General features: G+C 60.1%; 16 protein-coding genes and 1 tRNA gene. 9 read left to right on the forward strand and 8 right to left on the reverse strand.

Annotated features, from left to right (window positions below; all coding sequences use genetic code 11):
• The 5 genes from hisC to mtnA form a co-directional block, all read right to left on the reverse strand.
• A complete protein-coding gene (gene hisC, locus ACQAYK_RS08205; protein WP_215871840.1) occupies positions 1-1,092 on the reverse strand; it encodes a histidinol-phosphate transaminase in 1,092 nt (363 codons plus the stop codon).
• Positions 1,092-2,177: a prephenate dehydratase gene (pheA, locus tag ACQAYK_RS08210; RefSeq protein ID WP_215871841.1), complete on the reverse strand. Its 1,086-nt coding sequence runs from the start codon at positions 2,175-2,177 to the stop codon at positions 1,092-1,094. Before pheA ends, hisC begins: the two co-directional genes overlap by 1 nt.
• On the reverse strand, positions 2,170-3,255 hold the full coding sequence (serC, locus tag ACQAYK_RS08215; RefSeq protein ID WP_483167463.1) for a 3-phosphoserine/phosphohydroxythreonine transaminase: 1,086 nt from the start codon (positions 3,253-3,255) through the stop codon (positions 2,170-2,172). Before serC ends, pheA begins: the two co-directional genes overlap by 8 nt.
• On the reverse strand, positions 3,255-5,798 hold the full coding sequence (gyrA, locus tag ACQAYK_RS08220; RefSeq protein WP_483167464.1) for a DNA gyrase subunit A: 2,544 nt from the start codon (positions 5,796-5,798) through the stop codon (positions 3,255-3,257). Before gyrA ends, serC begins: the two co-directional genes overlap by 1 nt.
• Positions 5,799-5,864: 66 nt before the next feature.
• Positions 5,865-6,896, reverse strand: coding sequence for an S-methyl-5-thioribose-1-phosphate isomerase (gene mtnA, locus ACQAYK_RS08225; protein ID WP_483167465.1), 1,032 nt, complete (start codon positions 6,894-6,896; stop codon positions 5,865-5,867).
• Positions 6,897-6,991: 95 nt separating this feature from the next.
• On the opposite strand from mtnA, the gene ACQAYK_RS08230 reads away from it, so the two are divergent.
• The 6 genes from ACQAYK_RS08230 (at position 6,992) to ACQAYK_RS08255 (ending at position 11,747) form a co-directional block, all read left to right on the forward strand.
• Entirely contained in the window at positions 6,992-8,197 is a 1,206-nt protein-coding gene (locus ACQAYK_RS08230) for a class I SAM-dependent rRNA methyltransferase (RefSeq protein WP_483167466.1), read from the forward strand.
• An 86-nt stretch (positions 8,198-8,283) separates the two neighbouring features.
• Positions 8,284-8,359, forward strand: a tRNA-Thr gene (locus ACQAYK_RS08235).
• 336 nt (positions 8,360-8,695) lie between these two features.
• A complete protein-coding gene (locus ACQAYK_RS08240; protein ID WP_483167467.1) occupies positions 8,696-9,601 on the forward strand; it encodes an extracellular solute-binding protein in 906 nt (301 codons plus the stop codon).
• 110 nt (positions 9,602-9,711) lie between these two features.
• A complete protein-coding gene (locus tag ACQAYK_RS08245) occupies positions 9,712-11,043 on the forward strand; it encodes an OprD family outer membrane porin (protein WP_483167468.1) in 1,332 nt (443 codons plus the stop codon).
• Positions 11,044-11,152: 109 nt separating this feature from the next.
• Positions 11,153-11,446, forward strand: a complete 294-nt coding sequence (locus ACQAYK_RS08250) for a BrnT family toxin (RefSeq protein WP_483167469.1) — start codon at positions 11,153-11,155, stop codon at positions 11,444-11,446.
• Positions 11,433-11,747, forward strand: coding sequence for a hypothetical protein (locus ACQAYK_RS08255; RefSeq protein ID WP_483167470.1), 315 nt, complete (start codon positions 11,433-11,435; stop codon positions 11,745-11,747). Before ACQAYK_RS08250 ends, ACQAYK_RS08255 begins: the two co-directional genes overlap by 14 nt.
• A gap of 82 nt (positions 11,748-11,829) precedes the next feature.
• On the opposite strand, the gene purT is transcribed toward ACQAYK_RS08255, so the two are convergent.
• Entirely contained in the window at positions 11,830-13,029 is a 1,200-nt protein-coding gene (gene purT / locus ACQAYK_RS08260) for a formate-dependent phosphoribosylglycinamide formyltransferase (protein WP_483167471.1), read from the reverse strand.
• A gap of 73 nt (positions 13,030-13,102) precedes the next feature.
• Here purT and gnd point away from each other — a divergent pair, with 73 nt between their 5' ends.
• From gnd to ACQAYK_RS08275, 3 genes are all read left to right on the forward strand, one after another.
• Entirely contained in the window at positions 13,103-14,026 is a 924-nt protein-coding gene (gene gnd, locus ACQAYK_RS08265; protein WP_483167472.1) for a phosphogluconate dehydrogenase (NAD(+)-dependent, decarboxylating), read from the forward strand.
• On the forward strand, positions 14,023-15,489 hold the full coding sequence (gene zwf / locus ACQAYK_RS08270; protein ID WP_483167473.1) for a glucose-6-phosphate dehydrogenase: 1,467 nt from the start codon (positions 14,023-14,025) through the stop codon (positions 15,487-15,489). Before gnd ends, zwf begins: the two co-directional genes overlap by 4 nt.
• A 202-nt stretch (positions 15,490-15,691) precedes the next feature.
• Positions 15,692-15,985 carry an ArsR/SmtB family transcription factor gene (locus tag ACQAYK_RS08275; protein WP_483167474.1) on the forward strand — a complete coding sequence of 98 codons (294 nt, stop codon included), beginning with the start codon at positions 15,692-15,694 and terminating at the stop codon, positions 15,983-15,985.
• A 7-nt stretch (positions 15,986-15,992) separates the two neighbouring features.
• On the opposite strand, the gene ACQAYK_RS08280 is transcribed toward ACQAYK_RS08275, so the two are convergent.
• Together ACQAYK_RS08280 and ACQAYK_RS08285 are read right to left on the reverse strand one after the other, a co-directional pair.
• Positions 15,993-17,306 carry an ATP-binding protein gene (locus tag ACQAYK_RS08280; RefSeq protein WP_483167475.1) on the reverse strand — a complete coding sequence of 438 codons (1,314 nt, stop codon included), beginning with the start codon at positions 17,304-17,306 and terminating at the stop codon, positions 15,993-15,995.
• Positions 17,307-17,319: 13 nt separating this feature from the next.
• Positions 17,320-17,853 carry a TlpA disulfide reductase family protein gene (locus tag ACQAYK_RS08285; RefSeq protein WP_483167476.1) on the reverse strand — a complete coding sequence of 178 codons (534 nt, stop codon included), beginning with the start codon at positions 17,851-17,853 and terminating at the stop codon, positions 17,320-17,322.
• Positions 17,854-18,117: the final 264 nt, after the last annotated feature.

Genomic DNA, 18,117 nt, shown 5'->3' on the forward strand with positions numbered 1-18,117 from the left:
TCAGAGTACCTCACCCAAAGTCTGTAAAAAACGCCGGTTTTCCTGCGGGGTGCCCACACTGACGCGCAGATGGGAGGGCATTCCGTAAGGCAAGAGCGGCCGCACGATCACCCCTCGGCGCAGCAGGGCCTCATACACAGGCTGCGCCGGGCCGGGGGTGAAAAAGGTGATAAAGTTGCCCGCAGCCGGCAATATTGTCAATCCAAATTTTTGCAGTCCATCGGCAAGCAGAGCGAGACCCACGGCATTGTTCGCCAAGGTCGCCTGCAGATGCTCGCTGTCGGCCAGGGCAGCACAGCCCGCCACCTGCGCCAGACTGTTGACATTGAAGGGCAAACGCAGCCGTTCGAGGAGGGCGATGAGTTCGGGATGGGCGACGGCGTAGCCCAGGCGCAGCCCCGCCAACCCGTAGGCCTTACTGAAGGTGCGCGTAAGCAAAAGATTGGGATGCGCTGGCAAACGTTCCAGGCCGTTGGGGTAGTCCTGCGCGGACATCAGTTGCGCATAGGCCTCATCGAGCACGACCAACACCTGCGCTGGTACCCGCGCGAGGAAAGCATCCAGCTCGGCACTGGAAAAATGCGTGCCCGTAGGATTATTGGGATTCGCCAGAAAGATCAGGCGGGTAGAAGGACCAACTCGCGCGGCCATGGCATCGAGATCATGGCCATAGTCGCGAGCGGCTACCTGCACGAGTTCCGCTCCCACCGAGCGTGCCGCAATGGCATAGGCGGCAAAGGCATATTGGGACACGATCACCTCTGTGCCCGGCCCGGCAAAGGCGCGGCAGAGCATGGTGATGATCTCGTCCGAGCCATTGCCAAAAAGGATCTGCTGTTCTGCCACTCCATGTTTGGCGGCGAGGGCGGCGCGCAACTCTGGCGCGGCACCCTCTGGATACCGTCCCAGGCTGCGGCAGGCGGCACTGATGGCTTCTTGCACGCGGGCGCTGGTGCCCAGCGGATTTTCGTTGGAAGCCAGTTTGATGGCATCGCGAATGCCGAGTTCGCGCTCCAGCGCCGCCAGGGGTTTGCCCGGTTGGTAGGATTGCAGGCCCTGGACCCAGGGCATGGGCTGAACCGAGAAAGACATCAAAACACCGCCTTGGGATAACTACCGAGAATACGCACGAATGCCGCCTGCTCCTGCAGCGCCAACAGGGTGGAGCGTACCGCCGGATCCTGCTGATGACCGAGAAAGTCGAGGTAAAAGACATACTGCCAGAGCGCGCCGCGAGCGGGTCGCGACTCGATCCGCGTCAGGCTGATGCCAGCGTCGGCAAAGGGCGCGAGCAAGGCGTGCAGGCTGCCGGCCCGATGCGCGCCACCGACCACGATGCTGGTCTTGTCGGCACCGGTGCTGCGTGTAGCAATCTTGCCGATCACCCAAAAACGGGTACTGTTTTCGGGGTTGTCCTCGATCCCTTGGGCAAGCAGCTCCAGTCCGGCATGCTGGGCGGCCGCCAGGGTGGAGATGGCCGCACCCTCCGGATCCGCTGCCGCACGCTGCGCTGCCTCCGCATTGCTCGGCGCATCGCAGAGCTCGACGGCGGGCAGATTCTGCGCCAGCCACTGGCGACACTGAGCGCGGGTCTGATAGTGCACATGCACGCGACGGATGGCCGCCCGCGGGATAGACGCTACCAAATTGTGGACAATGCGCAGTTCCACCTCGCCGCAGATTTGCAGGGGATAGTCCAACATCAAGTCGAGGGTCTGGTTGACCGCCCCCTCGGTGCTGTTTTCCACCGGCACGACACCAAATTGCGTGGACCCGCTGTCGGTCTGACGGAAGATCTCGGCAATGTTGGCAACGGGGACGAAGCTCGCCGACGTACCGAACTGCTTCTCGGCAGCCAGCTGCGAAAAAGTCCCCTCTGGTCCGAGATAGGCCACCTGCAGCGACTGCTCCAGCGCCAGCCCGGCAGAAATGATCTCCCGGAAGATCCTGCCCACCTGCTCGGCGGCAAAGGGCCCGGGGTTCTCTGCCATCACCCGACGCAGAATCTCCCCCTCGCGGTCGGGGTGGTAGAACTGGCTACTGCCGGCTGCCCGCTTGCAGACCCCCACGCGCTGCGCCAGACGTCCTCGTTCCGAAAGCAAACGCAGGATTTCGCTGTCGACACGATCAATCTCCTGCCGCAACTGCAGCAGTTCTGTCTCCCCCGCTTCAGCCATGGCGGTGGGCAAAATCGTGGAGGAAATCGACCAAAGCCCGTACCCCGGCCTCGGGCATGGCGTTGTAGATCGAGGCGCGCATGCCGCTCAACAGGCGATGGCCCTTGAGTTGTAGCAGTCCCCGCTGCCCCGCTTCCTGCAAAAATTCACCATCCAGACGACTATCGCGCAGAAAGAACGGTACATTCATGCGCGAACGATTGGCGGTGGCGACGTCATTCCGGTAGAAACCCTCGGAACCGTCGATGGCAGCATACAATGCCGTTGCCTTGCGGGCATTGATTTCGGCCATAGCCGGCAGGCCGCCCTGCTGCAATAGCCAGCGAAACACCAGCCCCGCCACGTAAATGGCAAAGGTAGGCGGCGTGTTGTACATCGAAGCGTTTTCCGCATGCACCGCATAGTTGAGCATGGTCGGTACCTGCGGCCCCGCCTTGCCCAGCAGATCCTCGCGGACGATGACCAGGGTCAGCCCTGCCGGTCCGATATTCTTCTGCGCCCCCGCATAGATCAGGCCAAAACGACTGACATCCAAAGGTTTGGAGAGGATATTGGAAGAGGCATCACTGACCAGCGGCACTTCTCCCGTTTCCGGGACAAAATCAAATTCGATACCGTCGATCGTCTCATTGTCGGCAATGTGGCAGTAGCGATGCTCGGGGCGCAGTTGCCAGCTTTCCTGCCGCGGCACGGCATGGTCCGCTGCCGTCGCGTTACTGGCGATGACATCGATCTCGCCAAAGCGCCGTGCCTCGCTGCTCGCCTTGCGCGACCAGATACCGGTCTCGACATAGGCGGCACGACCGCCCGCGAGCAGGTTCATCGGTACCATGGCAAACTGCTGGCTGGCGCCGCCCTGCAGGAACAGGACCCGATAGTTTTCGGGAATCGCGAGCAGTGTACGCAGATCGGCCTCGGCCTGCGCAATGATACCCATGTACTCGCGGCCACGATGACTCATCTCCATCACCGACATGCCGCTGCCATGCCAGTCTGGGAGTTCTTCCTGCACCTGCGCCAGGACCGGCTTGGGCAATACCGCCGGACCGGCGCCGAAATTATAGATTTCTTGCGGCATCACAGATCTACGGGCAGTTCTCCCTGCCCCTCCTCGTCGTCTTCCGTATCGGCAATCAGCGCCAGGCCTGCCAAGTGTTCCCCTTCCCCCAGATTGATCAGACGCACACCCTGGGCGTTGCGGCCCGTGCGGCGGATTTCCTTTACGGCCATGCGGATCAGAGTGCCACCGTCGGAGACCAGCATCAGTTCGTCGCTGTCCTGCACCGCCAGGGCGCCAACGACCTTGCCGTTGCGGGCAGTCGTCTGAATGGCGATGACCCCTTTGCCACCGCGATTGGTGCGGCGATACTCGGCCACCGGCGTGAGCTTGCCATAACCATTGGCCGTAGCGGTGAGGATGACCTGATTTTCCTCGACCAGTTGCGCGGAGATGACGCGGTCCTCCTCCGCCAGGGAGATACCACGTACGCCCCGCGCGGTACGACCCATGGGGCGAACCTTGTCCTCTGGGAAACGCACCGCCATGCCGTCGCGGGTGAAGAGCATGAATTCCCGCTGGCCATCGGAAAGACAGACGGCCACCAGACGATCACCCGGATCCAGATTGATGGCATTGATGCCCTGGTTGCGGGGCCGCGAGTAGTCCATCAGCGGGGTCTTTTTGACCACGCCGTGGGCCGTGACCATGCATACGTAGTAGCCTTCGAGGAATTCGCGCACCGGCAGCACCGTGGTGATGCGCTCGGTGGGGGCGAGGGACAAGAGATTGACGATGGGCTTGCCACGCGCGCCACGTCCTGCCTGCGGAAGCTGATAGACCTTCTGCCAAAAGACCTTGCCCAGGTTACTGAAAAAGAGCACGTAGGCATGCGTCGAGGCGACGAACATCCGCTCGACGAAGTCCTCTTCCTTGGTGGTGGTCGCTACCTTGCCGCGCCCACCACGCCGCTGCGCATTGAAGGCGGTTACCGGCTGCGCCTTGATGTAGCCAGCATGGGTGAAGGTGACGACCATGTCTTCTTCGGCGATCAGGTCTTCATTACTGATGTTACCGGTATCCGCCACAATCTCACTGCGCCGGGCATCGCCATACTGATCGCGGATGGCGACCAGCTCTTCCCGCACGACCGCCATCAGCCGTGCCTCGGAACCGAGGATGGCGAGGAGCTCACCAATGCGCTCGAGCAGGCCGAGATACTCATCGCGGATCTTGTCTTGCTCGAGACCGGTCAGACGGTGCAGCCGCAGATCCAGAATCGCTTGCGCCTGCGCCTCGGAGAGATGATAGCCGTCCGCCTGCAGTCCCGCCGATGGCTCGCCGCGCTCGCGCAGCAAAGCCTCGACCATGCCCGGTTGCCAGACCCGCGCCAGCATCTGCGCCCTGGCCTCCGCCGGATTGGCTGCGGCGCGGATGAGGGCGATCAGAGCATCGATATTGGCGAGGGCAACAGCGAGCCCTTCGAGGATGTGGGCGCGGTCCCGGGCCTTGCGCAGCTCAAAGATGCTGCGCCGGGTGACGACTTCGCGGCGATGGCGTAAGAAGGCTTGCAAGAGGTCACGCAGCCCCAAGGTGCGCGGGGCCCCGTCGAGAAGCGCCACCGTATTGATATTGAAAACGCTCTGCATGGCACTATGCTGGTAGAGATTGTTCAGTACCACGTCGCCATTGGCATCGCGCTTGACCTCTATGGCAATACGCATACCCGACTTATCGGATTCGTCACGCAGGTCGGAGATGCCATCGAGACGCTTCTCCTTGACCATCTCGGCAATGCGCTCGATGAGCTTAGCTTTGTTCACCTGATAGGGTAGCTCGCTGACGATGATACTCTGGCGCCCGGATTTTTTGTCGGTTTCAAACTCGGCGCGGGCGCGCATCACCACCCGTCCCCGGCCGGTACGATAGGCCTCCAACGCCCCCTCGCGGCCGAGGATGATGCCCGCCGTGGGAAAATCCGGCGCAGGCACCAGGGCAAAAAGGGCTTCGTCGGCCAGTTCGGGGTCATCGATCAGGGCCACACATGCGTTCATGACTTCCGTCAGGTTGTGCGGCGGGATGTTGGTCGCCATGCCCACGGCAATACCCGCCGAGCCATTGATCAGCAGGTTGGGAATGCGTGCCGGCAAGACCAGCGGCTCGACTTCCTTCTCATCGTAGTTGGGGCCGAAGTCGACGGTCTCCTTGTCGATATCGGCGAGCATCTCATGCGCGATCCGCGCCATACGCACTTCGGTGTAACGCATGGCGGCCGGGCTGTCGCCATCCACCGAACCAAAGTTGCCTTGTCCGTCGATGAGCGGGTAGCGCATGGAAAAATCCTGCGCCATACGCACGATGGTGTCGTAGACCGCCGTGTCACCGTGCGGGTGATATTTACCAATCACATCACCGACCACGCGCGCCGACTTTTTGTAGGGTTTGTTCCAGTCGTTGTTCATCTCGTGCATGGCATAGAGCACACGCCGATGCACTGGCTTGAGACCGTCGCGGACGTCGGGCAGGGCGCGCCCGACAATGACACTCATGGCGTAGTCCAGATAGGACTGCCGCATCTCCTGTTCGAGACTGACGGGGATGGTTTCCTTGGCGAAATCTACCATTTATGGTGTATCCAACGATCGAGACATCAAGAGATTATGCCAGCATTCACTGGGCTGCGCACTCGCTCAGCCGCGCAGGGCTGCCAGAGCGTCAACAAACGGCGCCCGTGCCACCCCCCGCTCGGTAATGATGCCGGCGATGAGTTTCGCCGGGGTGACATCGAAGGCAGGATTGCGCACCGCCACCCCCGCTGGGGACATCTGTTGACCACCACAATTGCGCACCTCGTCGGCCGCACGTTCTTCGATGACAATCTGGCTCCCCTCCGGCATGGCAAAATCCACCGTGCTCAGCGGTGCAGCGACAAAAAAGGGAATCTGATGGTAGTGGGCCAACACCGCCAAACTATAGGTGCCAATCTTGTTGGCTGCGTCGCCATTGGCGGCGATGCGGTCGGCGCCGACGATGACTGCCTGGATCTTGCCGGTCGCCATCAAATGACCCGCGGCAGCATCCACATTCAGCGAGAAAGGAATCCCTTCTTGCTGCAGTTCCCAGGCCGTGAGCCGCGCACCCTGCAACCAGGGGCGCGTTTCATCGGCGTAAATCTGCCAGTCGCGGCCGGCAGCAAAACCGGCGCGAATCACCCCCAGCGCGGTACCATATCCTCCGGTCGCCAGACTGCCGGTATTACAGTGGGTGAGGATGCCGCCACGCTCGGGTAGCGCTTCCACGCCATAGCGGCCCATGCGCTGGTTATCGGCGATATCCTGGGCAAGCAGATCATGGGCAGCTTGCAACAGGGCTGTCCGCGCCGCCGCTGCACTGGATTGCGCACGCGCCAGCTCCAGCTGCCGGTCGATGGCCCAAGCAAGATTCACCGCCGTCGGCCTTGCCGCCCGCAATTCCTCTGCTGCTTGTGTCAGTGCCACCTGCCAATCGACTTGCTGGGCGACGCTGTCCGTCGCCAGGACCATGGCATACGCAGCCGTGATGCCGATTGCTGGGGCACCCCGCACCACCATATCGGTGATTGCCTGGCCGGCCGCGCGGTAGTCCGCGAGCTCCAGATAGGTCTCCTCGGCCGGTAGAAGGCGCTGGTCCAGCAACAGCAACTGATCGTCCTGCCAACGAATCGGGCGGATCTCGGCACGCATGAGGCACACTCCTTGGGCGGTGGATTGGCGCCAATATACGAAGCAGCGAGGAGTCTGTAAAATTCGCCCCGACAACAACGACTCAGGAATTCCCCATGTCCAGCTACCCTCCCCTACGCCTCCGTCGCCACGAAGATCGCCGCCTGCGTGCAGGCCACGTTTGGGTCTACAGCAACGAGATCGATACGACGCAGACCCCCTTCGCGCAGATGGAACCGGGAAGCGTGGTCCAGGTCGAGGACTGCCAGGGCCATGCCCTCGGATTGGCGCACCTGAGTCCCCACTCCCTGCTCTGTGCCCGCCTGCTGACCCGCGATGTGCGCGAGGCCATCGACATCAGCTTCTACCGCGGGCGCATTGCCGTTGCCCTGCGTCTGCGGGAACGTCTGCTCGATTCTCCCTACTATCGTCTGGTGCATGGCGAAGGCGATGGTCTGCCGGGTCTGATCATCGACCGCCACGGGGATTTTCTTGTACTGCAGATTGGCAGTCAGGGTATGGAACGCGATCTCCCCCAGATCGTCGCGGCATTGCAGGCGGAAATTCCGCAACAGGGCATCCTGCTCAAGGCGACTGGCGTCGCGCGCAAGATGGAAGGACTACCCGAGCGGGTCGAAGTGCTGGCCGGCGACGTACCCGCCGTACTCGAGATCGAAGAGAATGGCTGCCGTTTCACGATCGATCCATACGCCGGACAAAAGACCGGCTGGTTTTACGATCACCGCGCCAATCGCCGCTTGATACAGCGTTTTGCTGCGGGCCGCCGGGTGCTCGACCTGTTCAGCTATAGCGGTGCCTTCGCCCTGCCCCTGGCGCGGGCGGGGGCCAGCGAGGTGCTGGCGATCGACGCCTCCGCCAGCGCCCTGGAATTGTTGCAGCGCAATGCGGCAGGCAATGGACTCGGGCAGATTCGCGCCCAACAAAGTGATGCCCTGGAAAGCCTGCGTCTGCTGCGTGATCAAGGAGAGAGCTTCGACCTTATCGTCCTCGATCCGCCAGCGCTGATCAAATCACGCAAGGACATGAAAGAAGGCGTGCAGGCCTATCGACGCCTCAACGACCTCGCCCTGCGCCTGCTACGCCCTGGCGGATTACTCTTCACCGCTTCCTGCTCCTTCCATATGTCGCGGGAGATGTTGCTGCGGGAAATCAGCCACGCCGCCGTGCGCAGCCCCAGCGTCATCCTCGCCGACGGCGGGCAGGATCTGGACCACCCGGTCCCGCCCGCCGTACCGGAAAGCCGGTATCTCAAGGCCTTCCTGCTGCAGCGGCCCGAACTGCAGATAGAGACCGACGCGTGACTTGCTTCCATCCAAATGGCGGGATCGCTTTTTGACAAAAGCGGCGCCGTGTCGCTACCATTGGCGGCCTGCACAAAAGTAGTTATGCCGTTGTAGCTCAGTCGGTAGAGCAACTGATTCGTAATCAGTAGGTCAGAGGTTCGATTCCCCTCAACGGCACCATCTATACCAATCCCTTGTGACGTCTCCTCCGATCAGGACGGCCAGGCCGTCTACTCTGCCGAAGCGCTCGCTAGCCGGCAAACGACAAAGCTGACGCCTTTGATGTAGATCGTGAGGCAACGACACCGCAACAGACAACAAGCCGGTGAACAGGCGCCCCAATAGGCATCTTGCCGAGGTGGCGCGCCAAGCCCAAAACAGAGCGAAAAAAGAGGTCTGTAGACTGGATAAGCAGGCCTTTGCCCAATTTTATGGGCCTATCGCTATATTCTAGTTTACACTTCGATCGAAGCCTTATATATTTGTGAATATCACACTGCGATGGAGACCACGCCGATGAATATTTTTCGCAAAACCCCACTTGCCGCCGCTCTCGCCTTGGGTCTTGTCCTGCCCGTAGCTGCCAATGCTGAAACCATGTTCGCTGCCTTCGCCGGATCCATGGGGAATGTCATGAACCTACATCTGGGCCCCGCCTTTGCCAAAAGCCATCACGTCGAATTCCGCGGTGAGGGCCAAGGGGCTTACGCTGTGGCTCATCTGATCGCTGGGCATCAGATCACACCTGACGTGTTCATTTCCATTACCCCCGGCCCGATCGAGGTGCTGCAGAAGGCGGGCATGGTCAAGACGGCATACCCCGTCGCCAGTACCCAAATGGTCATCGCCTACAGCCCCAAGACGCCGTTTGCCAAGGATTTCGCCGCCGGCAAGCCGTGGTACAAGGTCCTGGAAATGCCGGGTGCTACTTTTGGCCGCACTGACCCCAAGGCCGACCCGCAGGGGCAGAACATCGTCTTTACCCTGCAACTGGCGGAACGCTATTACCATCAGCCCGATCTCGTGAAGAAAATCCTTGGCCCCATCGAAAATCCACAGCAGATCTTCACGGAAATGTCGCTGCTGGCGCGGCTCAAGAGCGGACAGATGGCAGCGTCTTCAGGCTATCTGAGTGCGGTGAAATCGTTGCATTTGCCCTATGTCAAGCTGCCGGTCGAAATCAATCTCAGTGATCCCGCCTACAAGGCCAGCTGGTATGACAAGGCCAGTTTCAAGACCAATGTCGATGGCAAGGAAAAGACCGTCACCCCGCAGCCCTTGGTATTTTACGCCGCGGTTCCCAAGGATGCGCCCAACCCCAAGCTGGGCATGGAATTCATCAAATTCCTGCAAAGCCCGGAAGGCCAGAAGATCTTCCGCGACGATGGCTACAGCGCGCCCAAGGGTGAGCCTCTGAACTGATTCGCTGGTTCTCTGCCAAGAACAGTTAACAGGCCTGCTGGAAACCGCAGGCCTTCTTTCCCAGTATCGCTATATTCACGTATATATCAAATATAAGAGGGAATCCAATCATGAAACGCAAAACCATCACTGCAATCCTTTTTGCCAGCTGCGCCCTTGCGGGCGGCGCTCAGGCGGAAACCTTGAGTCAGTTCTTTGCCAAGAGCCAGATCGACGGGCAGATTCGTTCCTACTACTTCAGTCGCCTGTATGGCACCCCGAACACCGTCAACGCTTACGCCTATTCTTTGGCTGGCCGGATCAATGTCCTGACGGCATCTTTCCTGTCGGGATTCCGCGTGGGCGTCAGCTTTTACACGGCCAATGCCATAGGCACGCTGGCGAGCAATCCGGCCCGGGTGGACAAGACCCTGATGGGGGATCAAAGCTCCGTCAACGCCCTGGGTCAGGCCTATCTGGAATACCAGGACCACTGGCTCACCGCCAAGATCGGTAACCAGCTCGTCGATACCCCCTGGCTCAATCGCGTGGGCGGGCGGGTCATTCCCGTCACCTATCAAGGCGTAACCCTGGCCGTGCATCCGGTATCCGGTCTGACACTGGATGCACTGCGCATTTTCCGCTGGAAAGATCGCACCAACGATCAGTTCACCCGCGACAACCTCTATTATTTTGGCCCGAGCTACGGCGATTACCTCTATGGTGGCCCCAACGTCCTGCCGCAAAGCTATTCAGAGGAACACCCAAGCAATGGTGCCCTGGCTTTTGGCGCTCAGTACCATTGGCACACTGCCAAGACCCAGGCCTGGTTTTACCAGTTTGATCAGTTTGCCAATATGTTCTATTGGGATGGCAGTTACCGTTTGCCGGTATCCGCCCCCGTACAGCCCTTCGTGGCCGCGCAGTTTACCCGCGAATGGGGGGCGGGTGAGGCCTTTGCGAGTACCGGAACCACCCTATTCGGACAACCCGGTCAAGGTGTCAACACCACCAGTTGGGGAGTCAAGGCGGGCATTCACTTTCCGCACGGGAGTCTCTGGTATGCCTACGACAGCACCGAACTGCACGCCAACGCCCTGGGTGGCGGTGCCATCATCTCGCCCTACACCGTGGGTTACACGGCAGACCCTCTGTACGTAGACGCCATGATTCAGGGCTTGGTGGGGGTGGGACCAGGGCATGGCTGGCGCGTGCGTGCCGCGTACTGGCCAATCCCGAAGCAACTGCAGCTAACCGCCGGCTACTCGCAGTTCAATACGTATTTTTCCGGGGACAGCAACTGGACCCACTTCAATGTGAGTTATTTCCCACAGGGCAAGTTCCAGAGCCTCTGCCTGCGGGATCAGGTCGAAGTGGGCAATGGGGGTGCGCCCGGACTCTATCCGGGCTCTGGTCAGCACTCCTTTGTCTACAACCGGGTGATGTTCACCTACAAGTTCTGAGTCATTTACCGATAGAAACGTTGTTCGCCTTGATGGTGGATGATTGACCCTGTGCGATTGGAAGAGGCGGTCTGGTGACAATAGGCACACGGCGGCGTAAGATGTCTTTATGAAACCATTCCGCTGGAACGCAGAGAAGAATGAAACGCTCGCCTCTGAGCGGGGCATTTCCTTTGAGCGCATCGCGGTCGCCATTGAGTCCGGTGGGCTGCTGGACATCTTGACTCACCCGAACCAGGCGAAATATCCAAAGCAGCGCATTCTCGTGGTGTCGTGTGACAACCACGCCTACTTGGTACCGTTTGTCGAAGAAGAAGACTATTTCTTCCTGAAGACTGTGATCCCCAGTCGCAAGGCTACTCGGGACTATTTATATCAAGGTGAGTCAGATGCCGAAAATTGATAAATACGAACTCGAGATACTGAGCGCCCTCGAGAAAGGCCAGTTGCAGTCCGTTGCTACCAAAGCCGAACTTGCCAGGTTCAAAGTCGCCGCTCGCGCTACCGCAACCAAGGATCGCCGGGTCAATATCCGCCTATCATCTGGTGATCTGAACGATATCCGGGTCAAGGCCTTAGAGGAAGGCGTGCCGTACCAGACGCTAATTGCCAGCGTTCTGCATAAGTACGTCACTGGCCGCCTTGCGGAGCGCGCCGGTGATGTCACGAGCACAACTCGCAAGCCCGGCGCAAAATCAGGATAGAATCACGAATAAAACCTACGCCTGCTCCCGTCCGCAAAGGGCCACAAGTGGCGGCGGACGCGTAGGCAAGGGAGAAAGAGGCTCAGCCGGAAGAGCGGGTGACGCGGATGGCCGCGGCCGCCCGTACCGCCCGCTGGCGGGCAAGATCGGTCGTTTCCGCGCTCGCCAGCGCTACCCCCAGGCGGCGCAGCTTCTGCGCCTGCGGCTTGCCAAAGAGGCGCAAATCGCTTTCGGGGACCGCCAAAGCCGCAGCCATGCCGCTATAGACCGGTCCCCAGCCGACATCGCCGGCGCGAATGACGGCCGAGGCCGAAGGCCGGCGAAAGCCGGGGTCGAGGGGCAAACCCAGAATCGCACGCAGGTGCAGCTCAAATTCGTTCTGGCGCTGGCTGATCAGCGTCACCATGCCGGTGTCGTGCGGGCGGGGCGAAAGTTCACTGAAATACACCTCCTCGCCGCGCACGAAGAATTCCACCCCAAAGATGCCGCGACCGCCCAGGGCCTCCGTCACCTGCCGTGCCATCTGCTGCGCCGCAGCGAGTGCCTTATCGGACATGGGCTGTGGTTGCCAGGATTCGACGTAATCGCCCGCCTCCTGACGATGGCCAATGGGCGCACAAAAGACGGTTCCCTCCGCGCCCCGCACCGTCAGCAGGGTGATTTCAAAATCAAAATCAACAAAACCCTCGACAATGACCCGCTGACCACGCACCCGCCCGGCGCTCTGCGCCTCCGCCCAGGCCTCCGGAATTTCATCAGAAGAATGCAGTACTGTCTGTCCCTTGCCACTGGAAGACATCACCGGCTTGACGACGCAGGGGAAACCGATTTTCGCGCTGGCTTCCTGCAGCTCCGCCAAAGAAGCAGCGAAGGCATAGGGAGAAGTGCGCAGGAAGAGTTCTTCGGCGGCAAGGCGACGGATGCCTTCGCGATCCATGGTCAGGCGCACCGCTCGCGCCGTGGGAATGACCGTGGCCAAGCGTCTTTCTTCGATCTGCGCCAGGGCCTGAGTGGCGATGGCTTCGATTTCCGGCACCACAAAATCTGGCCGCTCCCGCGCCACCAAGGCCAGGATCGCATCGGCATCAGTCATATCGATCACTTCGCTGCGATGCGCCACCTGCATGGCGGGCGCATGGGCGTAGCGGTCGACGGCAATGGTCTCCACCCCCAGACGCTGGGCGGCGATGACAAACTCCTTCCCCAACTCACCGGCGCCCAGCAGGAGGATCCGTGTTGCCCCCGCTGCCAGCGGCGTACCCAAAGAAAATTCCATCGCCATCCGTCCTGATCCTTATGAGCTGACTATACTGAGAGCATAGCAGTGTCAGCGGGTGATCGTCAGGAGGTGGGATATGGCAGCAGGCAAGATCGGAATGGTGGGTTTGGGACGCATGGGCGGCAATATGGCGCGCCGCCTGCAGCGCGATGGTGCTGAGGTGGTCGCCTACAACCGCCATATCGAAAAAGCGCAGGAGCTGGCGCAGGAGACGGGGATGCAAGCCGCCAGCAGCCTGCAAGAATTGGTGGAACAGCTCCCCGCCCCGCGCGTCGTGTGGTTGATGCTGCCGGCAGGCGCTCCGACCGCCGAGCACATTGCCGAGCTCCTGCCCCTTTTGGCCAAAGGCGACATCCTCGTCAACGGTGCCAACGCCTTCTACGGCGACTCCATGGCGCAGGCCAAGGAGGTCGAGGGCCATGGCGTGGAGTATGTCGATGCTGGTGTATCCGGCGGTGTTTGGGGCCTGCAGGAAGGCTATGCCCTGATGGTGGGCGGTAAGCCGGAAGCGGTGGCCAAGGTCGAGCCCTTTCTGAAGATCCTGGCTCCGGGGCCTGATAAGGGCTGGCTGCACTGCGGTCCGGTCGGCAGCGGACATTTTGTGAAAATGGTTCACAACGGGATCGAGTACGGCATGATGCAGGCCCTCGCCGAAGGCTTTGCCATCCTCCAGGGCAAGACGGAATTCGATCTGGATCTGGCCGCAGTGGCCGAGATGTGGCGCTATGGCAGCGTGGTACGCTCCTGGTTGCTGGATCTCACCGCCGCTACCCTGCACAAGGATCAGGTCTTGGCGGATATCGCCCCCATCGTTGCGGATTCCGGCGAAGGCTTGTGGACCGCGCAGGCGGCACTGGAACAAAAGATTCCCGCCCCGGTGATCACCCTCGCCCTACAAATGCGCTGGGCCAGTCAGGGCAAGGACGACTACGCCGCCAAGCTACTGGCCATGATGCGCAATCAGTTTGGTGGCCACGCGGTAGTACAGGAGGCAAAATGAACGAAGACTGCATCTGTCAGTTTGTCATCTTCGGTGCCACCGGCGATCTCGCCTCGCGCAAGCTCTTGCCCTCTCTCTATCATCTGCAATGTGCTGGCCTACTCCCCGAGGATCTGCAGATCCATGCCGTGGGCAGACGCCCCTGGGATGATTCGGGCTGGCTGGAATTTCTGCGCGAACAACTCGAATCCTTTGCCGGCGACTTTCATCCCGAGCAATTCGAGAAATTTGCCGCCCGCTTTCATTATGTGCGGGGAGAACTGCACGAAGCCGAGCTGTACCAAAACCTTGCTAAACAATTGACCAAGGATGGCGCACAGCAGCCCGAACGCAGCATCCTTTATCTCGCCATCCGTCCGCAGGACTTCTTTACCGTACTGCAGAACCTCTCGGCGGCAGGCTTCCACCGCGATGGCGATTACCGCATCGTGATCGAAAAACCCTTTGGCAATGACCTGGAAAGCGCGATTCAGCTAAACGAGCAAATCCATCGCCATTTTCGGGAGGAACAGATCTACCGCATCGATCACTACCTGGGCAAAGAGATCGTGCAAAACCTGTTGGTATTCCGGTTTGCCAACCTGCCCATCGAGGCCGTCTGGAATCGCAACTTCATCGATCACGTGCAGATTACCGTAGCCGAGGACCTAGGGGTAGAAAACCGCGCTGGCTATTATGATCAGGCGGGGGCCTTGCGCGATATGGTACAAAACCACCTGATGCAGATCCTCACCCTGGTGGCCATGGAACCTCCGCCCTCCCTGGAGGCCGACGCCCTGCGCGACGAAAAGGTCAAGGTCCTGCGTTCCATCCGGCCCATTCCAAAAACGGCCATCCATGCCCACGCGATACGTGCCCAGTACGGACCGGGTATCATCGACCATCAGCATGTGCCCGGCTATGCCGACGAGCCGGGAGTGGCACCCAACTCCATTACCGAGACCTTCGTGGCCGCCAAATTTTACATCGACAACTGGCGCTGGCGCGGGGTCCCTTTTTATTTGCGCACCGGCAAACGCATGCCTACCAAGAGCTCCAGCGTCGCCATCCGTTTTCGTCATGCCCCGCAGCAGCTCTTTCGCGAAACCCCTATCGACCGCATTGAACCCAACTGGATCCTGCTATCGCTGGAGCCCGAAAGTCTGAAAATTGAGCTCCACGTCAAAGAACCGGGGCTGGAAATGCGCATCCGCCCCACCCAGCTCAATGCCAGCTATCGCCGCGACGGAGAAAAAGAACTGGATGCCTACGAGGCGCTGCTGCTCGACGTGCTAGAGGGAGACAAGGCCCTGTTTATCCGCTTTGATGAGGTCGAATGGGCATGGCGCGCTGTCGATCCCTTCATCAAGCGTTGGTCTCGGGAGATGGATTATATCATCACCTACCCGGCGGGCACCTGGGGCCCGGAAGAGGCCACCCGCATCATGGACAAAGAAGATCAATTCTGGCGCAACCAATTGTGATCTGTCGCTGACCCACGACAGGGTCAGCACCAGCCTTCTGGGAGGAAAGAGCCCTAACGCGCGGAAATGTAGCCGCAGATCGACAGGCGGATCACCAGAAAATTTCGCCTTTTATTACAAATCAAACGGTTACTATGACTTTTGCGGCCGGCACAGGTATTGCTAAAGGTATCGGTACCGATCTCCACATGAGGCTATCGCCATGACCAAAACCGTTCTCGACGAAACAGAGATGTACCGCTTGGCGGGTGCCCTGCGCGCGCTCGCCCATCCTTTGCGCTACCACATGCTCTGCCTGCTCAGCAGCGGCGAGATGAACCTGCAGCACCTTGCGCGCGCGGTGCACACCAGCCACAGCAACGCCGCCCAGCATCTTGCCCTGCTGCAGGCGCAGGGTCTGGTAATGATGCGCAAGGCAGCCACCCGGGTGTATTACCGGATCGCAGATCGCCGTACCCTCGATCTTCTTGCCAGAAGCCGTCAGGTTCTTGCCTGACCATACATCATCGTAGCTTTGGCTCTGCGCGCAGCTCCCAGGAGAGTTCCGCGCAGAGTCCTCTCCCATCGCTGCGGTTATAGAGACGTAACTGTAAGCCCTGTGCCTCAGCAATCTGCCGCGCAATTGCCAAGCCCAAACCGCTGCCTTCGCTGTGCCCCCGCGCGCTGTCCCCACGACTGAACGGCTCCAGTAATGCTTCCAGACGATCCTCTGGTATTCCGGGACCGTCGTCACAGAACAGCAGCACCCCTCTTCCGTCGCGCTTGCGCAACGTCACTTCTACCCGTTCGCCGGCATAGCGGCGCACATTGTCCAGCAGATTGTCGAAGAGACGGCGCAACGCCTCGTAATCCCCCCGGAATGGATAACGGCGTGGCAAGCTTGCCTGCCATGCGCCACCGGCCCGTGTAAACGCCTCGCCCGTCACCTGCAAAAGTGCTACCAGATCGAGATCGGCAATGCGGGCGGAACTCCCCCGACCAATGGCGAGGGACTGCGCCAGCAGCTCGGTCATACGCTGGGTATCCTCTGCCAGACCCTCGCGCAGTTCCTGCGGTGTGTCTTCCGGCAAGAATTCCAGCGCCATCTGAATACGGGTCAGGGGGGAGCGTAGATCATGGGAAATGCCCACCAACAGCAGAGACTGGTGGTCGATCATCGCTTGCAAGCGGGTGCGCATGCGCTCAAAGGCATCCAGAAGATCGTAGAATTCTTTGGCACCATTGTCCGGCAGCGTCGGCAGGGGGGCGTTCCATTTGCGGCGCAGGGCGTCCGCCAGCACCGCCAGGGGGCGCAATACACGGCGCACCAGAATGATCGTCAACACCAACAAAGATAAGGTCGAGATCCCCAGAATCGCCAGTAGACCAAAGGGTAGTGTGGCGGTAAGGCGTCGGCGCGCAAAATGCATCCAGACCGCTTGTCCGCGAGTGGGGATAGCAACCCAGAGGGTGCCTTTTGGGTCGTGCGCAGAAAATACCGGCACCGTCTTTCCCAGGCGTTGACGCAACACCTCGGACAAAATTTTTCCGTAGAGATGGCTGCGGTTGCTGCCAATATCAAAATCGGGGGGTGGCGCACCGATATAGATGCCGTTATCGCGCGCGACGCGCTGCAGAAAACCGGCACGTTGCTCCGCCGGCAGTTGTTGATAGGTCTGGGCGGTCATGATCAACAGGCCGGCTAGATCTTCCGCAGAGCGTTGGCCCAAAGGCAGCAGGACGGTAAGAATGATGGAAAGCACGGAAAAAATCTGCAATGCGACAATACCCAGGGCCAGGGTCCCGGCGGTTTGGCGGAAGAGGCTCTTGCGCTGCATCAACGGGCTCCTCTCATATCCAGGCCCACAACAGATGCCAAAGAATGACGGGCACCGCCATGGCGCCGACATAGCGCCCGATGATTTGCCCTTTGGCATTCACCAGCAAGCTCGTGGGTGTCAGCAGCACCCCACCCGCCGCCTCGCTGGCGCCCTGCCCGCTTGCCAGGTAGACCGGGTAATTGATGTCGAATTCTCGCATGCGCGCCCGCACTGCACTGGCGCTACTGCCATCCACAGCAATCCCAACAATGCTGAATTCCTTGCCGCCAAACCAGCGCTGCAACTGCACCAGAGCCGGAGTCTCGGCCAGACAGGGCGGGCAATCGGGAGACCAGAAATTGATCAGCAGGGTTTGCTGCGGCAGCCTGGGCAGCTCAAGTACCTGCCCTGAGAGGGAGCGGACACTGATGGCCGGCAGCTGTCGGGGGACCGCCAGCTCGGCGCTACTGCCGCGCCACTGGGTGAAGCAGTAGACTCCCGCGAGCAACGCTATCCAGATCGCCAACTCCAGCCAAAAACGTCTCTTGCGCAAAAATCGGAACACGGTTTCCCCTCGTCAGAAGCCGAGAAAATCGCACGAGTCAGGCCTCTGGGCAAGGCTCAGAATGAAAATTTCCGACAAGAAATAGCTATCAAAATAGTTTTTTATCTATATATATAACTTGTGCATATACCCCAGGAGATTGGTGGATATCCACCACAACCCCTCCCACGAAGGCAGAAGATCAGGGACTTACTGACTGTTTCAGATGGTACAGCATTTGCTTATATAAATACGTACATTACTGTGTACTTGATATTTACCAAA

Source organism: Acidithiobacillus sp. AC3, assembly GCF_050261095.1.
GTDB classification, from domain to species: domain Bacteria; phylum Pseudomonadota; class Gammaproteobacteria; order Acidithiobacillales; family Acidithiobacillaceae; genus Igneacidithiobacillus; species Igneacidithiobacillus copahuensis.